Origin of the sequence: Agrobacterium sp. LY4 (assembly GCF_001526585.1) — a bacterium.
Classification (GTDB): Bacteria; Pseudomonadota; Alphaproteobacteria; order Rhizobiales; family Rhizobiaceae; genus Agrobacterium; species Agrobacterium leguminum.
The window spans coordinates 46839-61191 of the sequence record NZ_ASYA01000015.1 but is presented as its reverse complement, the minus strand read 5'-3'; the positions used below and the strand labels follow the sequence as shown (position 1 = coordinate 61191).

The window sequence follows — 14353 nt, the reverse complement described above, 5'->3', positions numbered from 1 at the left end:
ACCGCAGCTTGCGAGGATCAATTATGCAGCGCCACCGACCAGCGCAGAAATGGCGGCAACGGTGTCCACCAGCCGGTGCGAATGCCGGCCTCTCGCAACATGGCGGCCGACCATGTGTTGCAGCCGACAAGGGCGTTGAACCGGCCATTCGCCTCGAAAAACGCATCGGTCAGACCATAGGAAACGCCGGGTATCAACCGCACCTTGCCCCCGGGCCCGCCCCCGCCATCGTCCCGCAGAAAACTTCCGCGAATGGCGGCCATGAGGCGCCGATAACCCGCTTCGGAAATGCGAAGGCGCTCTACCCCGGCAAGATCGGCGGGAAAATCCCCTGTCACATCCACATGCATCACCGACCGGTCGAGCGTCAGCGAGCGCAGGACCGGCATGGGTTTCAGATCGGCCCAGGTGGGTGTCTCGGTATAAAACGACCGGCCGCCCCAGCCGAACACCAGATAGGCCGCCGCCGGATGGTTGACGGCAATGCCGCCCTCCTGCAATTCGGAAAAGTCCCGTCGCAGATCGTCATCAACCGACAGGGCGATATCGGTATGGATCGGGTTGGATAACAGCAGGATTTCGCGGCCCGCCGCGCCGCCGCTCACATCCCCGGCGAAAAACGGGCGCGGCACGACAGTGCCGAGCAGAAGCAACAGGAGGATCAGCAGCATGCCGCCGCCGATCCGCCTTGTGAGAATTCTCAACACGAAATGCCGTCAGAACAGGAAATAACGCTGCGCCATCGGCAGAACCGTTGCCGGTTCGCAGGTCAAAAGCTCGCCATCCGCCCGCACTTCGTAGGTTTCCGGATCGACCTCGATATGTGGGGTGAGCGAATTGTGGATCATCGACGCCTTGGAAATGCCGCCGCGGACATTCTTCACCGGCAGCAGCTTCTTGGCAACGCCGAGGCGCTGGGCAAGGCCCGCATCCAGCGACGCCTGCGACACGAAAGTGACCGAAGAATTGGTGCGCAGCTTGCCATAAGCGGCGAACATCGGCCGATAATGCATCGGCTGCGGCGTGGGAATGGAAGCATTCGGATCGCCCATCGGAGCGGCGGCAATCGAGCCGCCGAGCAGCACCATCTCCGGCTTCACCCCGAAAAAGGCCGGGTTCCACAACACCAGATCGGCGCGCTTGCCGACTTCGATAGAGCCGATCTCGTGGCTGACACCCTGGGCGATGGCGGGGTTGATCGTATATTTGGCGATATAGCGGCGGACACGGAAATTGTCGTTTTCGCCCGTCTCTTCCTTCAGGCGGCCGCGCTGACGCTTCATCTTGTCGGCCGTCTGCCAGGTGCGGATCGCCACTTCGCCGACGCGGCCCATGGCCTGGCTGTCGGAAGAGATGATCGAAAACGCGCCGATATCATGCAGAATATCCTCCGCCGCGATGGTTTCCTTGCGGATGCGGCTTTCGGCAAAGGCAATGTCTTCGGGAATGGACGGCGACAGGTGGTGGCACACCATCAGCATGTCGAGATGTTCGGCGAGCGTGTTGACGGTATAGGGCCGTGTCGGGTTGGTGGAAGACGGAATGACGTTGGGATTGCCGCAGACCTTGATGATATCGGGCGCGTGCCCGCCGCCCGCCCCTTCGGTATGGAAGGCGTGGATGGTGCGGCCCTTGATGGCGGCGACCGTATCTTCCACGAAGCCGCTTTCATTCAGCGTATCGGTGTGGATCATCACCTGCACATCGTATTGATCGGCCACCGTCAGGCAATTGTCGATGGCGGCCGGCGTCGTGCCCCAGTCCTCATGCAGCTTCAGCGACGACGCGCCGGCAAGGATCATCTCTTCCAGAGGGGCCGGCAGCGAGGCATTGCCCTTGCCCGCCAGCCCAAGATTCATCGGGAAGGCATCGAAGCTTTCGATCATGCGTTCAATGTGCCAGGCGCCGGTGCAGGTGGTGGCAAGCGTGCCATGCGCCGGGCCGGAGCCGCCGCCCAGCATGCAGGTGATGCCGCTCATCAGCGCTTCTTCGATCTGCTGCGGGCAGATGTAGTGGATATGCGCATCCATGCCGCCGGCCGTCAGTATCCTGCCTTCGCCGGCAATCGCCTCCGTCGATGGGCCGACGATAATCGTCACACCCGGCTGCGTATCGGGATTGCCCGCCTTGCCGATGGCGTGGATGCGGCCGTTCTTCAGGCCCACATCCGCCTTGTAGATGCCGCTATGGTCGACGATCACCACATTGGTGATGACGGTATCGACCGCGCCTTCGGCCCGCGTCGCCTGGCTTTGGCCCATGCCGTCGCGAATGACCTTGCCGCCGCCGAATTTCACTTCCTCGCCATAGATCGTGTGGTCCTTCTCGATCTCGATGAAGAGTTCGGTATCGGCAAGACGCACCTTGTCGCCAACGGTCGGGCCGAACATGCCGGCATAGGCGGCGCGGGAAATCTTGTAGGGCATGGGCTCAGGCTCCTTCGGACGCGGAGAAAATCGATGTGGGAGAAATTCGTGTCAGCCGGCCCTCGCCCGCGAGGGCTTCGACCAGCTGTTGTTCGGCGGTAAATGGATGGCCACTCCAGCCCTGATGGCCGAAACCGGCAATCGCCACCTCGTCGCCATCGTCGCTCACGCTCTCAAGAACATGGGCGATGGCGAAAAGGCCGGTGCTGGGGCAGACATAGGGCATGGGCGCATAGGCTTCGAGCGCGGCATCGAGCCTTTCATGCACACCGCGCGGAATGACCATGTGCCCCTTGCCGGCTTCTCGTGCGATGGCGGCAAAGCCGGCGGTATAATCGGCGCAGAAATCGGTCAGTTCCGGCCAGCGTGCGCGTATGTCCGGTTCCATTTCGGAAAACTTGGCGGGATCACGCACCGACCAGATGGCGGAGGCCTGCCGCACGCCGTCGCTTTCGCGCCAGTCTGTCCCTTCCGCCATCTCGCGGCCCGGCCGCCCGGTATTGCACACCGCCACCACATCAGTGCGTGTGCCGCCCGGCCCCAGCGACCGGCAATCATTGAAGCGGATGACGATATCGGAACAATCGATGAAATCAGCAGCACCCGGCGGCAGTTCCCCGTTTCCAACGATCGTGATGCGCCGCCCCATGCGTTCAGAAACCTTCCGACAACTGACGCAACTCTTCCGCCCGCTTGCCGCTCATCTCGGCAAGGCAGGAGGAAATCAGCATCGGTTCCATCGAGCCGCCGCGCGCCTGAAAGCCTGAAAGCGCGCAATTGGCGTCACGAAACGCCACCCAGGCGCGCTGGGCAGTCACCAGCGCGTCGGTCGCACCTTTGCCGTTTGCATCCGCCGTCTTGTCGCGCTCGGTGAGCAGCTTGCGCAGCTTCTGATATTCGACGTTCAACTGCTTGTCGGCCTTTTCGTAATCCTTGCCGGCGCAGATGGTCATGTCCGCCTGCGTCTGCGGAGCCTTGCAATCCGGCTCGCCCTGCGCGGCGGCCGGCATTGACAGGCCGGCGGTCGCGCAGAGAAGCACGGCCGCCATAAGGACATTTTTTCGGCTCATCTCCATCGCTCAGGCCGCCGCGCCATCGAAAGCCTGCGGCTTCAACGCCCGGGGATCGACACCATCGAGACAATTGGCATTGACCGCCACCATCGGCGTGCCATCCGGCCCATCGGCATAAGCAAAGCTCTCGATGCCGCAGGTGGAGCAGAAAAGATGATGGATCTTGTGTTTGTTGAAGAGATATTCCGCCAGCTTGTCCTCCCCGGAAAGCAGCGTGAATTTCTCACGCGGCGCGAAGGCCAGTGTGGAACCGAGACGCTTGCAGCGCGAACAATTGCAGATGACGGTATGGTCGAGATCGGCATCGACCTCGAAGCTCACATCGCCGCACTGGCAGCTTCCATGATAATGCGCCGTCGCCATTTCATAACCTCCCCATGACCTGTTGACGGAAACCGTAAACCTCGCGCTTGCCGGAAAGCGGCACCAGCGTCACCTCCCGTTTCTGGCCCGGTTCGAAACGAACCGCCGTGCCGGCGGGAATATCGAGACGCATGCCGCGTGCCTTGTCGCGGTCGAACAGCAGACCCGCATTGGTCTCGAAGAAATGATAGTGGCTGCCCACCTGCACCGGCCGGTCGCCCGAATTGGCGACTTCGATGGTCACGGTCGGCTGGCCGGCATTGAGTTCGATGCTGCCCTCTGCGGCAATGATTTCGCCTGGTTTCATGGTGACCTCTAATTTTTGCACAAGGGAATAGTGTTCGCCAGTAAGAATATCGCGCCACTTCCGCCAATAAGTGATCGCCAAAATAAATCTCTGGATGACCTAAGAGAAGTTTCTGTTGATTTTTTCTCTTTTTCTTTACGATAGAATTGCGTCCATCCTAAGAAAACTGGATGTCGAGCTTCTATTCCCTGAAGATAGTCGTTATGCACGCCGATAACGCGATCCAACGCCCTATATCGCAGATACCCGAATAAGCTAAGAGCAAACGGGACAATAAGACTTAAAGTGGCATGACCAAACTCGAACTTTAAGTCTTTTATTAAAAAACCATAGACCGCAGCCATCGCAAGCAGGATTAAACTTTCGTTCTTCTCCATGATGTCGATGTTGGTTTTGAGCATATCTCGGACATACTTATATTCCTCGATCGCTAACTGCTGGCCATTTTCGTCTGGACTTACCACCATGCCCCCTCACCGTATCGGTTCGTGAACGGTCACCAGCTTGGTGCCATCGGGAAACGTCGCTTCCACCTGCACATCATGGATCATCTCGGCCACACCTTCCATCACCTGATGGCGGGAGATGACATGCGCGCCGGCTTCCATCAGCTCGGCCACGGCACGGCCGTCGCGGGCGCCCTCGACCACGAAATCGGTAATCAGCGCAATCGCTTCGGGATAGTTCAGCTTCACGCCGCGTTCCAGCCGGCGGCGCGCCACCATGGCGGCCATGGAAATCAGCAGCTTGTCTTTTTCTCTTGGGCTAAGGTTCATCGTGGTCCCGCAGCTTGGAACCTGTTCCGCAAACATGGTTGCGGCAAGCAGATTCGACATGTTGACAGACCCCGAAGGCCGCCGGTTGCCGACGATCCGAAGGGTTTACAGATTCCAGACTTTCGGCACTGGCGCGCCGTTTCGCAAGAGCGAAATGATCGGAAAAAGCAATTTTCTCAAGGAGAAACCATCGGCGGCAGAGACCCGAACGACAAGCTTGCCCTGCCATTCGCTGGCACCGCCGCTTTCCCCGGCAATAGCCCGGATTTTAGGCAGAAGCGCCTCGGCCAGCGGCCCGATATAAAGCAGCGTCGCAAAAGCGACCTGACCGGCCAGCACCGCCGGTTTCGCGGTCAGTTCCGCCACCTCGCCTTGCAGCAGAAGCTCTTCGGCATGCACCAGCTTACCCCCGTGGCGAATGCGCCAGCGGTCGCGGAAAAGACCATGAGCCATCGCCTCGCCCATGGCCTGGCGGCCGAGCAGCACGGCTTCGACGGCGATGAATTCGGAAGATTGGTCGAGATCGGCTTCCAGCCGGCGGGTCAGCGAGGCCCGGTCGAAAAGGATGGTTTCCTGCGGCAGCCAGTGCAATCTGGCGCCCGGCCCGGCGGAAACCCGGGCGGTAACGGTGGCGGTTCCGGAAGATGCCTTGTAGACCTTCTCGCAGGCCTGCGTGGTCACCACCAGCGAGGTGCCGGCGCCGGCCACCGCCTGCCATTCGAGTTCGTCTCCGCCGGTCAGGCCGCCGGAGGAATTGATGAGAATGGCTTCGGCTTCGTTCGAAAAGGTTTCCGGCAGGCGGATTTTGGCGCAGCCTTCCTGGAACAGTTCCTCCAGCCGGCTGCGCCCTTCAACCGCTTTGGTTACAATGCGTCCTCTGCCACGGGCGCGCTGCTGCCGGACAGGTTGAGCGTCTTGGCGACCGGAAGGGCCGATGGCTTGCTGTTGTTGCTGCACGCGGTCTCCGAAGCGGTTGCGGAAGCGGATGAGGCCTTTGCGCCGCAATCCTTCTTGACGACGGCATCCACGACCAGCTGCCCTTCCGTATTGCGGAAGAAATCCCACATTCTTTCCGCCGCATCAACCGTGCGCGTCACTTCGCCTGTGGGCATCTTGCGCTCCACGGCCGGTTCCGCCTTCGGCGTCTGTTCGCCGCCCGGCTTGCGGGTGACGACGGCGCTCGCGGCCAGCACTTCCGCCTTCATGGTGGCGCGCGGCCAAGCGTGGTCCCAGTCGTTGATGACATAGGACTGAATGCGTGCGCCCGCCTTGCAGACATCATAGGAATTGACCGTGAAACTTTCGCCCACCTTGCTTTTGGCGGCGCCCTTGCAGCCGTCCATCTCGGCCCAGCGCTTCAGCGCCGTCTCGCCGCCATATTGCCAGTAGGATTTGCCGCCGCCCTGATAGGGGTTGGCGGGATCCTTCAGCCCGGCAAAGGCGATGATCGACATCGGCCGCGCCGGCGTGCAGCTTGCCGCATCCGGTGCCCATTTGCCCTCGGTCTCCAACGGATAACCCGCGCGCAGCGAGGCGACGAAACCGGCAGCGGTGAAATCCGCGCTGCCATTGCAGATGAATTGCGACAGCATGCGCCCGCCGCCGGAATAACCGGAACCGTAAAAACGCTCCTCATCGACGCAGAACTTGCCCTTCACCATGGTGATGGCATCGCGAATGAAGCCGACCTCGTCCAGCCCGCCCGGACGCTTGGTGACGCCGGGAACATTCCAGGCATGGGTGCCGGGCAATTCGCCATTCAGGCTGCCGGCCAGCGCCACGACCACCAGACCGTCACGTTCCGCCAGCTTGTCCCAGCCGCTGCGGTTCAGCTGGCCATGCGGATTGCTGTTGGAGCCATGGAAATCGAACACGACAGGCAGCGGCTTTTTTCCGTCATAGGCGGAGGGAACAAAATAGACGCCGTCGCGTTTTTCACCGTTGGAGAGAATGGAAAAATCATGCCTGCCCGGTTCCATGCCGGGTCCGGGTAACTGACCGCAGGTCGATGCCGACGCTGCGACACCGGCGCTCGCGCACATCGCAAGACCCAGAAACAGGGTGCGGGCGGAGCGGAACAGCCGGGCGGCCCGGCCAATGGCAAAGTCTTGATTCATTGACACGCCTTTATTGGGCACGGTTTCCCCGACGATACGTCGGACGTGCGTGGAATGTAAGGGATCAACTGTCGCGGCGTGCGAATAGACTTTTCCTGTGTCTCGCATGCAGCATTTTCGCTGCCAATATCACAGGCAATTATTCAATGAAATGCTAAAATTACGCATGAAAGCCATGTCGAGACGCATAGGCTTTCAAAATATTAATCGGCCGTTTGCACGCCGTGATCGGCGCACAAAGGTTTTAGTCTCGATCTATACTGTCAGGTGACGCCGCGCTTCCGGCGTATCCAGCGTTTCGGCCAGCCCCTGATGCACGATTTCGCCGCGGTCCATGATGTAAACGTAATCGGCAAGCTCGCGGCAGAAATCCAGATATTGCTCGACCAGCAGGATCGCCATGCCGGTAGAATCGCGTAGATATTTGATCGCCCGGCCGATATCCTTGATGATCGACGGCTGAATGCCCTCGGTGGGCTCGTCGAGAACGAGGATCTTCGGCCGCGTCACCAAAGCCCGGCCGATGGCAAGCTGCTGCTGCTGGCCGCCGGAGAGATCGCCGCCGCGCCTTCCCAGCATGGATTGCAGCACCGGAAACAGGCTGAAAATATCGTCCGGGATGAAGCGTTCCTTACGCGGCAGCGGCGCATAGCCGCTTTCGAGATTCTCCTGCACGCTGAGCAGCGGAAAAATCTCCCGCCCCTGCGGCACGTAACCGACACCGCGCTTGGCCCGGTGGTAAGGCGCCAGCCCATCCAGCGCCGCCCCTTCAAAGCTGATCGTCCCGGCACTGATGGCGTGCTGGCCGGTAACGGCCCGCAGCAGCGAGCTTTTGCCCACCCCGTTGCGGCCGAGGACACAGGTGATCTTGCCCATCTCCGCCGTCAGCGAAACGCCACGCAGGGCCTGCGCCGCGCCGTAATGGAGGTTGATGTTGTCGACGTTCAGCATGGTGAGACTCCATTGACGCATTGGCGGGAGGCGTTACCCCCCTCTGCCCTGCCGGGCATCTCCCCCTCAAGGGGGGAGATCAGATGCCGCACCCGCCCGTTCCATGGGCAGAGTTTTCGCCGCTTGCCGATCTCCCCCCTTGAGGGGGAGATGCCCGGCAGGGCAGAGGGGGGTAACGCCGCAAACACCACCATCACCGCCCCAGATAATTCTCAATCACCTTAGGATCGTTCGACACGAAATCGATCGATCCCTCCGCCAGCACCGAGCCTTCGGCAAGGCACGTCACCTTCACCCCCAGCTCGCGGATAAAACCCATGTCGTGCTCCACCACCACAACCGAACGGGTTTTGGCGATTTCCTTCAAAAGCACGGCGGTTTCGGCGGTTTCCGCATCCGTCATGCCCGCCACCGGCTCGTCCACCAGCAAGAGCTTCGGCTCCTGCGCCAGCAGCATGCCGATTTCCAGCCATTGTTTCTGGCCGTGCGAGAGGTTGGCGGCGAGATCGCCGCGGCGGTGGCCGAGGCGCACGGTGGCGAGGATTTCCTCGATGCGGGCCTTGTCTTCCTCCGTCAGCCGGTAAAACAGCGTCGCGAAAACGCCGCGCTTGCGGTTGAGCGCCAGTTCCAGATTGTCCCAGACGGTATGGCTTTCGAACACCGTCGGTTTCTGGAACTTCCGCCCTATGCCGAGCTGGGCAATATCCGCCTCGTCCTTCTTGGTGAGGTCGATGCTGTCTTCAAACAGCACCGTGCCCGTATCCGGCCTTGTCTTGCCGGTGATGATGTCCATCATCGTCGTCTTGCCAGCACCGTTCGGGCCGATAATGGCGCGAAGCTCACCCGGTTCCACCACGAAGGAGAGGGAATTGAGCGCCCTGAAACCATCGAAGGACACCGAGACGCCGTCGAGATAAAGCAGGCTTTTCGTTCTGTTTTCGGAAATCGTGTTCATATCCGCCTCACTCCGCCGCCTGTTGCGCCACTGTCGAGCCGCTGTCATTGCCCGGCTGGACGTCGCCTGCCGCGAGCGTGACCCGCTTTTCGCGCCGCCGGGCCAGATAGTGTTGCAGCGTGCCGACAATGCCCTTGGGGAAGAACAGCGTCACCGCGATGAACAGCCCACCCAGCGCAAACAGCCAGAATTCCGGGAAAGCGCCAGTGAAATAGCTCTTGCCGCCATTGACCAGGACAGCGCCGATAATCGGCCCGATCAGCGTGCCGCGCCCGCCCACCGCCGTCCACACCACCACTTCGATGGAGTTGGCGGGAGAGAATTCACCGGGATTGATGATGCCCACCTGCGGCACGAACAGCGCACCGGCAATACCCGCCATCATGGCCGAAACGACGAAGGTGAAAAGCTTGATGTTTTCCACCCGGAAACCGAGGAAGCGCACCCGGCTTTCGGCATCGCGCACGCCCACCAGCACCTTGCCGAATTTGGAATTGACGATGCCGGAGGCGATCAGCAGTGAAAGCGCCAGCATCACCGCCGTCATGGCAAACAGCACGGCGCGCGTACCATCCGCCTGTACGGAAAAGCCGAGAATATCCTTGAAATCGGTCAGCCCATTATTGCCGCCGAAACCCATGTCGTTGCGGAAGAAGGCGAGCAGCAGCGCATAGGTCATGGCCTGGGTGATGATGGAGAGATAAACACCGTTGACACGCGAGCGGAAGGCGAACCAGCCGAACACGAAGGCGAGCAGCCCCGGCACGACAAGCACCATCAGCGCCGCAAACCAGAACATGTCAAAACCCTGCCAGAACCACGGCAGTTCCTTCCAGTTGAGGAACACCATGAAGTCAGGCAGCACCGGATGACCATAAACCCCGCGCGTGCCGATCTGTCGCATCAGATACATGCCCATGGCATAACCGCCGAGCGCGAAGAAGGCGGCGTGGCCGAGCGAGAGAATGCCGCAATAACCCCAGACGAGATCGAGCGCCAGTGCGAGCAGCGCATAGGCCAGATATTTGCCCAGCATCGACATGATATAGGTCGGAATGCGGAATGCGCTATCGGCCGGCAAAAGCAGGTTGGAGGCCGGCACCAGCACGGCGATGGCCAGAATGATGCCGATGGCGATGGAGATGCGGCGGTCGAGCGCGCGCAGGAGGAAGCCGGTAATCATGCTTCGATCGCCCTTCCCTTGAGTGCGAAGAGACCGCGCGGCCGCTTCTGGATGAACAGGATGATGAGAACGAGCACGAGGATCTTGCCGAGCACGGCGCCGACCGTCGGCTCAAGGAACTTGTTGAGCACGCCGAGAGACAGGGCGCCGACCAGCGTTCCCCAGAGATTGCCGACGCCGCCGAACACCACCACCATGAAACTGTCGATGATGTAGCTCTGGCCGAGATTGGGCGAGACATTGTCGATCTGCGACAGCGCCACGCCGGCGAGACCGGCAACGCCCGAACCGAGCGCGAAGGTGAAGGCATCCACCCACGGCGTGCGGATGCCCATGGAAGAGGCCATGCGGCGGTTCTGGGTCACGGCGCGCATCTGCAGCCCGAAGGCCGAGCGCTTCAGGAGAACCAGCAGCGCGAAGAACACCGAAAGCGAGAAACAGACGATCCACACCCGGTTCCAGGTGAAATTGAGATAACCGACGCTGAAGGAGCCGGACATCCAGCTCGGGCTGCCGACTTCCCGGTTGGTGGGGCCGAAGATGGAGCGCACGCCCTGTTGCAGGATGAGCGAGATGCCCCAGGTAGCGAGAAGCGTTTCCAGCGGCCGCCCGTAAAGAAAGCGGATGACACCGCGCTCCATCACGAGGCCGACAAAGGCCGTCACCAGAAAGGCGGCGGGCAGAGCGATGGCGAGCGACCAGTCGAACAGGCCGGGGAAATGCGTGCGGATCACCTCCTGCACCATGAAGGTGGAATAGGCGCCGATCATCACCATCTCGCCATGCGCCATGTTGATGATGCCCATCACGCCGAAGGTGATGGCAAGGCCGATGGCGGCGAGCAAAAGCACGGAACCGAGCGACAGGCCGTACCAGATATTCTGCGCATAGTCCCAGAAGGCAAGGGAGCTTTCGATGCTCGATATGGCGCTGTCGATATCCGGCTTCAGGCTCTGATCCACCGACGAGGAAGCCGCCATCAGAATGCCGATGGCATCGCGCCCGCCGAGGCTCTTGATGGTGGCGATTGCCTCTTTCTTCTGTTCGAGCGACCGTTCGGAGGAGAGCAGCGAGACAGCCCGCGCCTCCTCCATCCGGGTCCGCACCTCAGTATCGGCCTCCTTGGCGATGGCCGCTTCCAGCAATTCGAGATTTTCCGCGCTCGGCGCTTTCAGAACGGCGTCCGCCGCGGAAAGCCGCACGGATTTTTCCGGGCTCAGCAGGGTCAGGCCACCGAGTGCGGCGCGGATGACGCGGCGCAGATTATTGTTGACCTTGATCTTGCTGACAGCCGCCTTCGGCGCTTCACCCGCACTTTCGCCCGTCAGCGGGTCGATCAGCGTAAAATTGGAACCTGCCGGTTTCGTCATGAAAACCAGATTGTCGGCCTTGCGCACGTAAAGATCGCCCGCCGCAAAAGCCTCGAGCGCCGGCACGACACGCGCATCGCCCGTGGCGGCGATCTGCCCGATCAGCACTTCGGCCTGCTTGAAATCCGCCGTGCCGAGCTGGTCGACCAGCGCCTTCGGCTCGCTTTGCGCGAAGGATTGGGCTGCGATCCCCAGGGTGAGCCAGAGGAAGATGGCTCCGAGAAAAGATCGGATCGTCATGTCGGGTTCCTTGGGCGTTTTACGACAGGGCGTTTGTGGGTAACGCCACTTGAGTATGCCGCTCACCCCCCTCTGCCCTGCCGGGCATCTCCCCCACAAGGAGGGAGATCGGCAAGGTGCGCTCGCATCGCTCTATCTCGACCGAAGAGAAATGCGGGGCCTAGCCACGAGTCGATCTCCCCACCTGTGGGGGAGATGCCCGGCAGGGCAGAGGGGGGCACGCTTGTTCAGTTTTCAACTATTGAAGCACCGCCCCCAACGAAGAGGGAGCGGCACCATCCCCCGGGGCTAATCAGCTACCCTTGCCGCCGCACTTCCCACTGGCCACATTGAAATTGCCGCAAGACATCGGCTTCCTCCAGTCCGAGATCAGATCCTTCGAGTCCGGCAGATAATCCGACCACTCGTCACCCACCACCTGCGGCGTCTGCTGCACGATCTCAAACTGGCCATCGGCCTGGATTTCGCCGATCAGCACCGGCTTGGTAATGTGGTGGTTCGGCATGACGGTGGAGTAACCGCCCGAAAGGTTCGGCACGGAAACGCCGATAATCGAGTCGAGAACCTTGTCCGTATCCGTCGTGCCGGCGGATTCGACGGCCTTTACCCAGGCGTTGAAGCCGATATAGGCGGCTTCCATCGGGTCGTTGGTCACGCGCTTGTCGTTCTTGGTGAAGGCATGCCAGGTCTTGATGAATTCGGCATTGACCGGCGCATCGACGGACTGGAAGTAGTTCCAGGCGGCAAGGTGGCCGACCAGCGGTGCGGTATCGAGACCGGCAAGTTCTTCTTCGCCGACCGAGAAGGCGACGACGGGAATGTCTTCAGCCTTGATGCCCTGGTTCGCCAGTTCCTTGTAGAAAGGCACGTTGGCGTCGCCGTTGATGGTAGAGACCACGGCGGTCTTCTTGCCGGCCGAGCCGAACTTCTTGATGTCGGACACGATGGTCTGCCAGTCGGAATGACCGAACGGCGTGTAGTTGATCATGATGTCCTCTTCCTTGACGCCCTTCGACATCAGGTAGGCCTTCAGGATCTTGTTGGTGGTCTGCGGATAGACATAGTCCGTGCCAGCCAGAACCCAGCGCTCGACGCCTTCGGTATTGGCGAGGTAGTCTACGGCCGGAATGGCCTGCTGGTTCGGCGCCGCACCCGTGTAGAAGATGTTGCGCGAGGATTCTTCACCCTCGTACTGAACCGGGTAGAACAGGATGGAATTCAGTTCCTCGAAGACCGGCAGAACCGACTTGCGCGAGGAGGACGTCCAGCAGCCGAAAACGGCGGCGACCTTGTCCTGCGAAATCAACTGGCGGGCCTTTTCGGCAAAGAGCGGCCAGTCGGAAGCCGGATCGACCACCACGGCTTCGAGTTTCTTGCCGAGCACGCCACCCTTCTTGTTCTGCTCGTCGATGAGCATCAGCATGGCGTCCTTCAGCGTCGTTTCTGAAATCGCCATTGTACCGGACAGCGAATGCAGCACGCCAACCTTGATGGTGTCGTCAGCGGCAAAAGCGCCGTGGAAGGCGGTGGTGGACAGGATCGCGCCAAGCAGCGCGGCACTAAGCGTCTTGCGGAATGTCATCGGAAGAACCCCTCTCCTTGTTTGGCCTCTCGTGGAGGCTCAGCGGCATCTGCGGCCGCTGCTGGAGGGACTATCGATCTCGTGAGAGCGAAACCGTATACGTCAATTGACGTAGGCGGGGTGGCGAAAGATGCATGAGGGGGAATAAGCTGAACCTGAAGGCGCTTGTCTGTGAAGCAGGAGGCCTCAGCTTGTTTCTTCTCCCCGCCGGGGAGAAGTCCGCGGCAGCGGGATGAGGGGGCGAGCGCCGCGATATACGGAGGGGTTGCCCCCTCATCCGACCCTTCGGGCCACCTTCTCCCCGGCGGGGAGAAGAAATGCGCGGCACGGTCTCACATCAGGAATGCGGCCATCAGGAATGCGGCTTGTCGTTCCGCTCTTCGTCGCGGATCGCATCGTCGTGATACCACGAACCGAAATCGATATGCGGCTCCTGCGCCTGACGCTCGAGGTCGCTGAGGCTGCTGTTGCGGAACTTCGAAAGACCCGCGCGCCCGCCGACCGGGAATTGATAGATCGTTGCCGTCTCGCGATGAATGCCAGTTGCCATTTCGATCATCTCACTTTGTTTGCATCGAAGCACTTTATGTCTGGAGCTAACCCGCAAAGGCCAGATTCGCTCCGTTTGATTAAAAAAAAATCACCTTGCGAAAAATATAGGCATTAATCGTCTCATCTACAAGAAAAACCATTCCGAAAGCGCCGGTTTTTGGGGCAAATGCCAATCCCTCGCGCGCAACCGAAATCATTGCACCGCAGCAGGGCATTCCGCCGGGAGACGCCGGCTATCTATCAGGATTCAATGATGAAACATGAGGGGTGAATTTGCCTACCGCAATGCAGCAGAACCAGCCACGCGCGATATGCAGGCTCCTGCGCGACCGGGGGCCTGAAAGATTTTTCGAAAAAATCGCCTGATATTGCCAATCTGGCACGCGGCATGCATCTAAGGGGTCAGCCCTTGAACGCGAATGCACTTCGGTGGCCAAAGCCACGGGAGGCCTCAAGGC

16 protein-coding genes are annotated in these 14353 nt (G+C 60.6%); all 16 read right to left on the bottom strand.

All coding sequences use genetic code 11. The annotated features are described in order from the left end of the window. Positions 1–17 precede the first annotated feature (17 nt). The 16 genes from L904_RS15160 to L904_RS15085 all read right to left on the bottom strand — a co-directional run bounded on the left by L904_RS15160 (position 18) and on the right by L904_RS15085 (position 13902). Positions 18–707, bottom strand: coding sequence for a TIGR02117 family protein (locus L904_RS15160; RefSeq protein ID WP_020808772.1), 690 nt, complete (start codon positions 705–707; stop codon positions 18–20). A 9-nt stretch (positions 708–716) separates the two neighbouring features. After that, positions 717–2426 (bottom strand): urease subunit alpha, encoded by a 1710-nt coding sequence (ureC, locus tag L904_RS15155; RefSeq protein ID WP_020808771.1) that lies wholly within the window; start codon positions 2424–2426, stop codon positions 717–719. Positions 2427–2430: 4 nt separating this feature from the next. Continuing rightward, entirely contained in the window at positions 2431–3075 is a 645-nt protein-coding gene (locus L904_RS15150; protein ID WP_020808770.1) for a hypothetical protein, read from the bottom strand. 4 nt (positions 3076–3079) lie between these two features. Then, the gene (locus L904_RS15145) at positions 3080–3496 is read right to left on the bottom strand and encodes a lysozyme inhibitor LprI family protein (protein WP_031233387.1); all 417 of its coding nucleotides are present in this window, start codon (positions 3494–3496) and stop codon (positions 3080–3082) included. A 9-nt stretch (positions 3497–3505) separates the two neighbouring features. Next, positions 3506–3862, bottom strand: coding sequence for a GFA family protein (locus L904_RS15140; protein ID WP_020808768.1), 357 nt, complete (start codon positions 3860–3862; stop codon positions 3506–3508). A 1-nt stretch (position 3863) separates the two neighbouring features. Further along, positions 3864–4169 (bottom strand): urease subunit beta, encoded by a 306-nt coding sequence (locus tag L904_RS15135; protein ID WP_020808767.1) that lies wholly within the window; start codon positions 4167–4169, stop codon positions 3864–3866. A gap of 8 nt (positions 4170–4177) precedes the next feature. Further along, positions 4178–4636 (bottom strand): hypothetical protein, encoded by a 459-nt coding sequence (locus tag L904_RS15130; RefSeq protein WP_020808766.1) that lies wholly within the window; start codon positions 4634–4636, stop codon positions 4178–4180. A 6-nt stretch (positions 4637–4642) separates the two neighbouring features. Then, on the bottom strand, positions 4643–4945 hold the full coding sequence (locus L904_RS15125; protein ID WP_031233386.1) for an urease subunit gamma: 303 nt from the start codon (positions 4943–4945) through the stop codon (positions 4643–4645). Between the two features lie 105 nt (positions 4946–5050). Then, complete coding sequence (locus L904_RS15120; RefSeq protein WP_020808764.1) at positions 5051–5902, bottom strand: urease accessory protein UreD; 852 nt, start codon at positions 5900–5902, stop codon at positions 5051–5053. Beyond that, positions 5809–7062, bottom strand: a complete 1254-nt coding sequence (locus L904_RS15115) for a PHB depolymerase family esterase (RefSeq protein WP_035261344.1) — start codon at positions 7060–7062, stop codon at positions 5809–5811. Before L904_RS15115 ends, L904_RS15120 begins: the two co-directional genes overlap by 94 nt. Positions 7063–7317: 255 nt before the next feature. Further along, positions 7318–8013, bottom strand: coding sequence for an urea ABC transporter ATP-binding subunit UrtE (gene urtE, locus L904_RS15110; protein ID WP_031233384.1), 696 nt, complete (start codon positions 8011–8013; stop codon positions 7318–7320). Positions 8014–8206: 193 nt separating this feature from the next. Continuing rightward, the gene (gene urtD / locus L904_RS15105) at positions 8207–8968 is read right to left on the bottom strand and encodes an urea ABC transporter ATP-binding protein UrtD (protein WP_020808761.1); all 762 of its coding nucleotides are present in this window, start codon (positions 8966–8968) and stop codon (positions 8207–8209) included. A 7-nt stretch (positions 8969–8975) separates the two neighbouring features. Next, positions 8976–10151: an urea ABC transporter permease subunit UrtC gene (gene urtC / locus L904_RS15100; RefSeq protein WP_020808760.1), complete on the bottom strand. Its 1176-nt coding sequence runs from the start codon at positions 10149–10151 to the stop codon at positions 8976–8978. Next, on the bottom strand, positions 10148–11761 hold the full coding sequence (gene urtB / locus L904_RS15095; RefSeq protein ID WP_020808759.1) for an urea ABC transporter permease subunit UrtB: 1614 nt from the start codon (positions 11759–11761) through the stop codon (positions 10148–10150). Before urtB ends, urtC begins: the two co-directional genes overlap by 4 nt. Positions 11762–12053: 292 nt before the next feature. Continuing rightward, positions 12054–13343: an urea ABC transporter substrate-binding protein gene (urtA, locus tag L904_RS15090; protein WP_020808758.1), complete on the bottom strand. Its 1290-nt coding sequence runs from the start codon at positions 13341–13343 to the stop codon at positions 12054–12056. Between the two features lie 352 nt (positions 13344–13695). Next, the gene (locus L904_RS15085; protein WP_003520619.1) at positions 13696–13902 is read right to left on the bottom strand and encodes a DUF2735 domain-containing protein; all 207 of its coding nucleotides are present in this window, start codon (positions 13900–13902) and stop codon (positions 13696–13698) included. Between the last annotated feature and the right edge of the window lie 451 nt (positions 13903–14353).

Excerpts from the sequence above, each read along its gene's own strand:
- L904_RS15140 (WP_020808768.1), bottom strand. The coding sequence starts at position 3,862 with ATGGCGACGGCGCATTATCATGGAAGCTGCCAGTGCGGCGATGTGAGC.
- L904_RS15150 (WP_020808770.1), bottom strand. The coding sequence starts at position 3,075 with ATGGGGCGGCGCATCACGATCGTTGGAAACGGGGAACTGCCGCCGGGT.
- L904_RS15130 (WP_020808766.1), bottom strand. The coding sequence starts at position 4,636 with ATGGTGGTAAGTCCAGACGAAAATGGCCAGCAGTTAGCGATCGAGGAA.
- L904_RS15085 (WP_003520619.1), bottom strand. The coding sequence starts at position 13,902 with ATGATCGAAATGGCAACTGGCATTCATCGCGAGACGGCAACGATCTAT.
- ureC (WP_020808771.1), bottom strand. The coding sequence starts at position 2,426 with ATGCCCTACAAGATTTCCCGCGCCGCCTATGCCGGCATGTTCGGCCCG.
- L904_RS15135 (WP_020808767.1), bottom strand. The coding sequence starts at position 4,169 with ATGAAACCAGGCGAAATCATTGCCGCAGAGGGCAGCATCGAACTCAAT.
- urtC (WP_020808760.1), bottom strand. The coding sequence starts at position 10,151 with ATGATTACCGGCTTCCTCCTGCGCGCGCTCGACCGCCGCATCTCCATC.
- urtE (WP_031233384.1), bottom strand. The coding sequence starts at position 8,013 with ATGCTGAACGTCGACAACATCAACCTCCATTACGGCGCGGCGCAGGCC.
- urtA (WP_020808758.1), bottom strand. The coding sequence starts at position 13,343 with ATGACATTCCGCAAGACGCTTAGTGCCGCGCTGCTTGGCGCGATCCTG.
- urtB (WP_020808759.1), bottom strand. The coding sequence starts at position 11,761 with ATGACGATCCGATCTTTTCTCGGAGCCATCTTCCTCTGGCTCACCCTG.
- L904_RS15145 (WP_031233387.1), bottom strand. The coding sequence starts at position 3,496 with ATGAGCCGAAAAAATGTCCTTATGGCGGCCGTGCTTCTCTGCGCGACC.
- L904_RS15125 (WP_031233386.1), bottom strand. The coding sequence starts at position 4,945 with ATGAACCTTAGCCCAAGAGAAAAAGACAAGCTGCTGATTTCCATGGCC.
- urtD (WP_020808761.1), bottom strand. The coding sequence starts at position 8,968 with ATGAACACGATTTCCGAAAACAGAACGAAAAGCCTGCTTTATCTCGAC.
- L904_RS15115 (WP_035261344.1), bottom strand. The coding sequence starts at position 7,062 with ATGAATCAAGACTTTGCCATTGGCCGGGCCGCCCGGCTGTTCCGCTCC.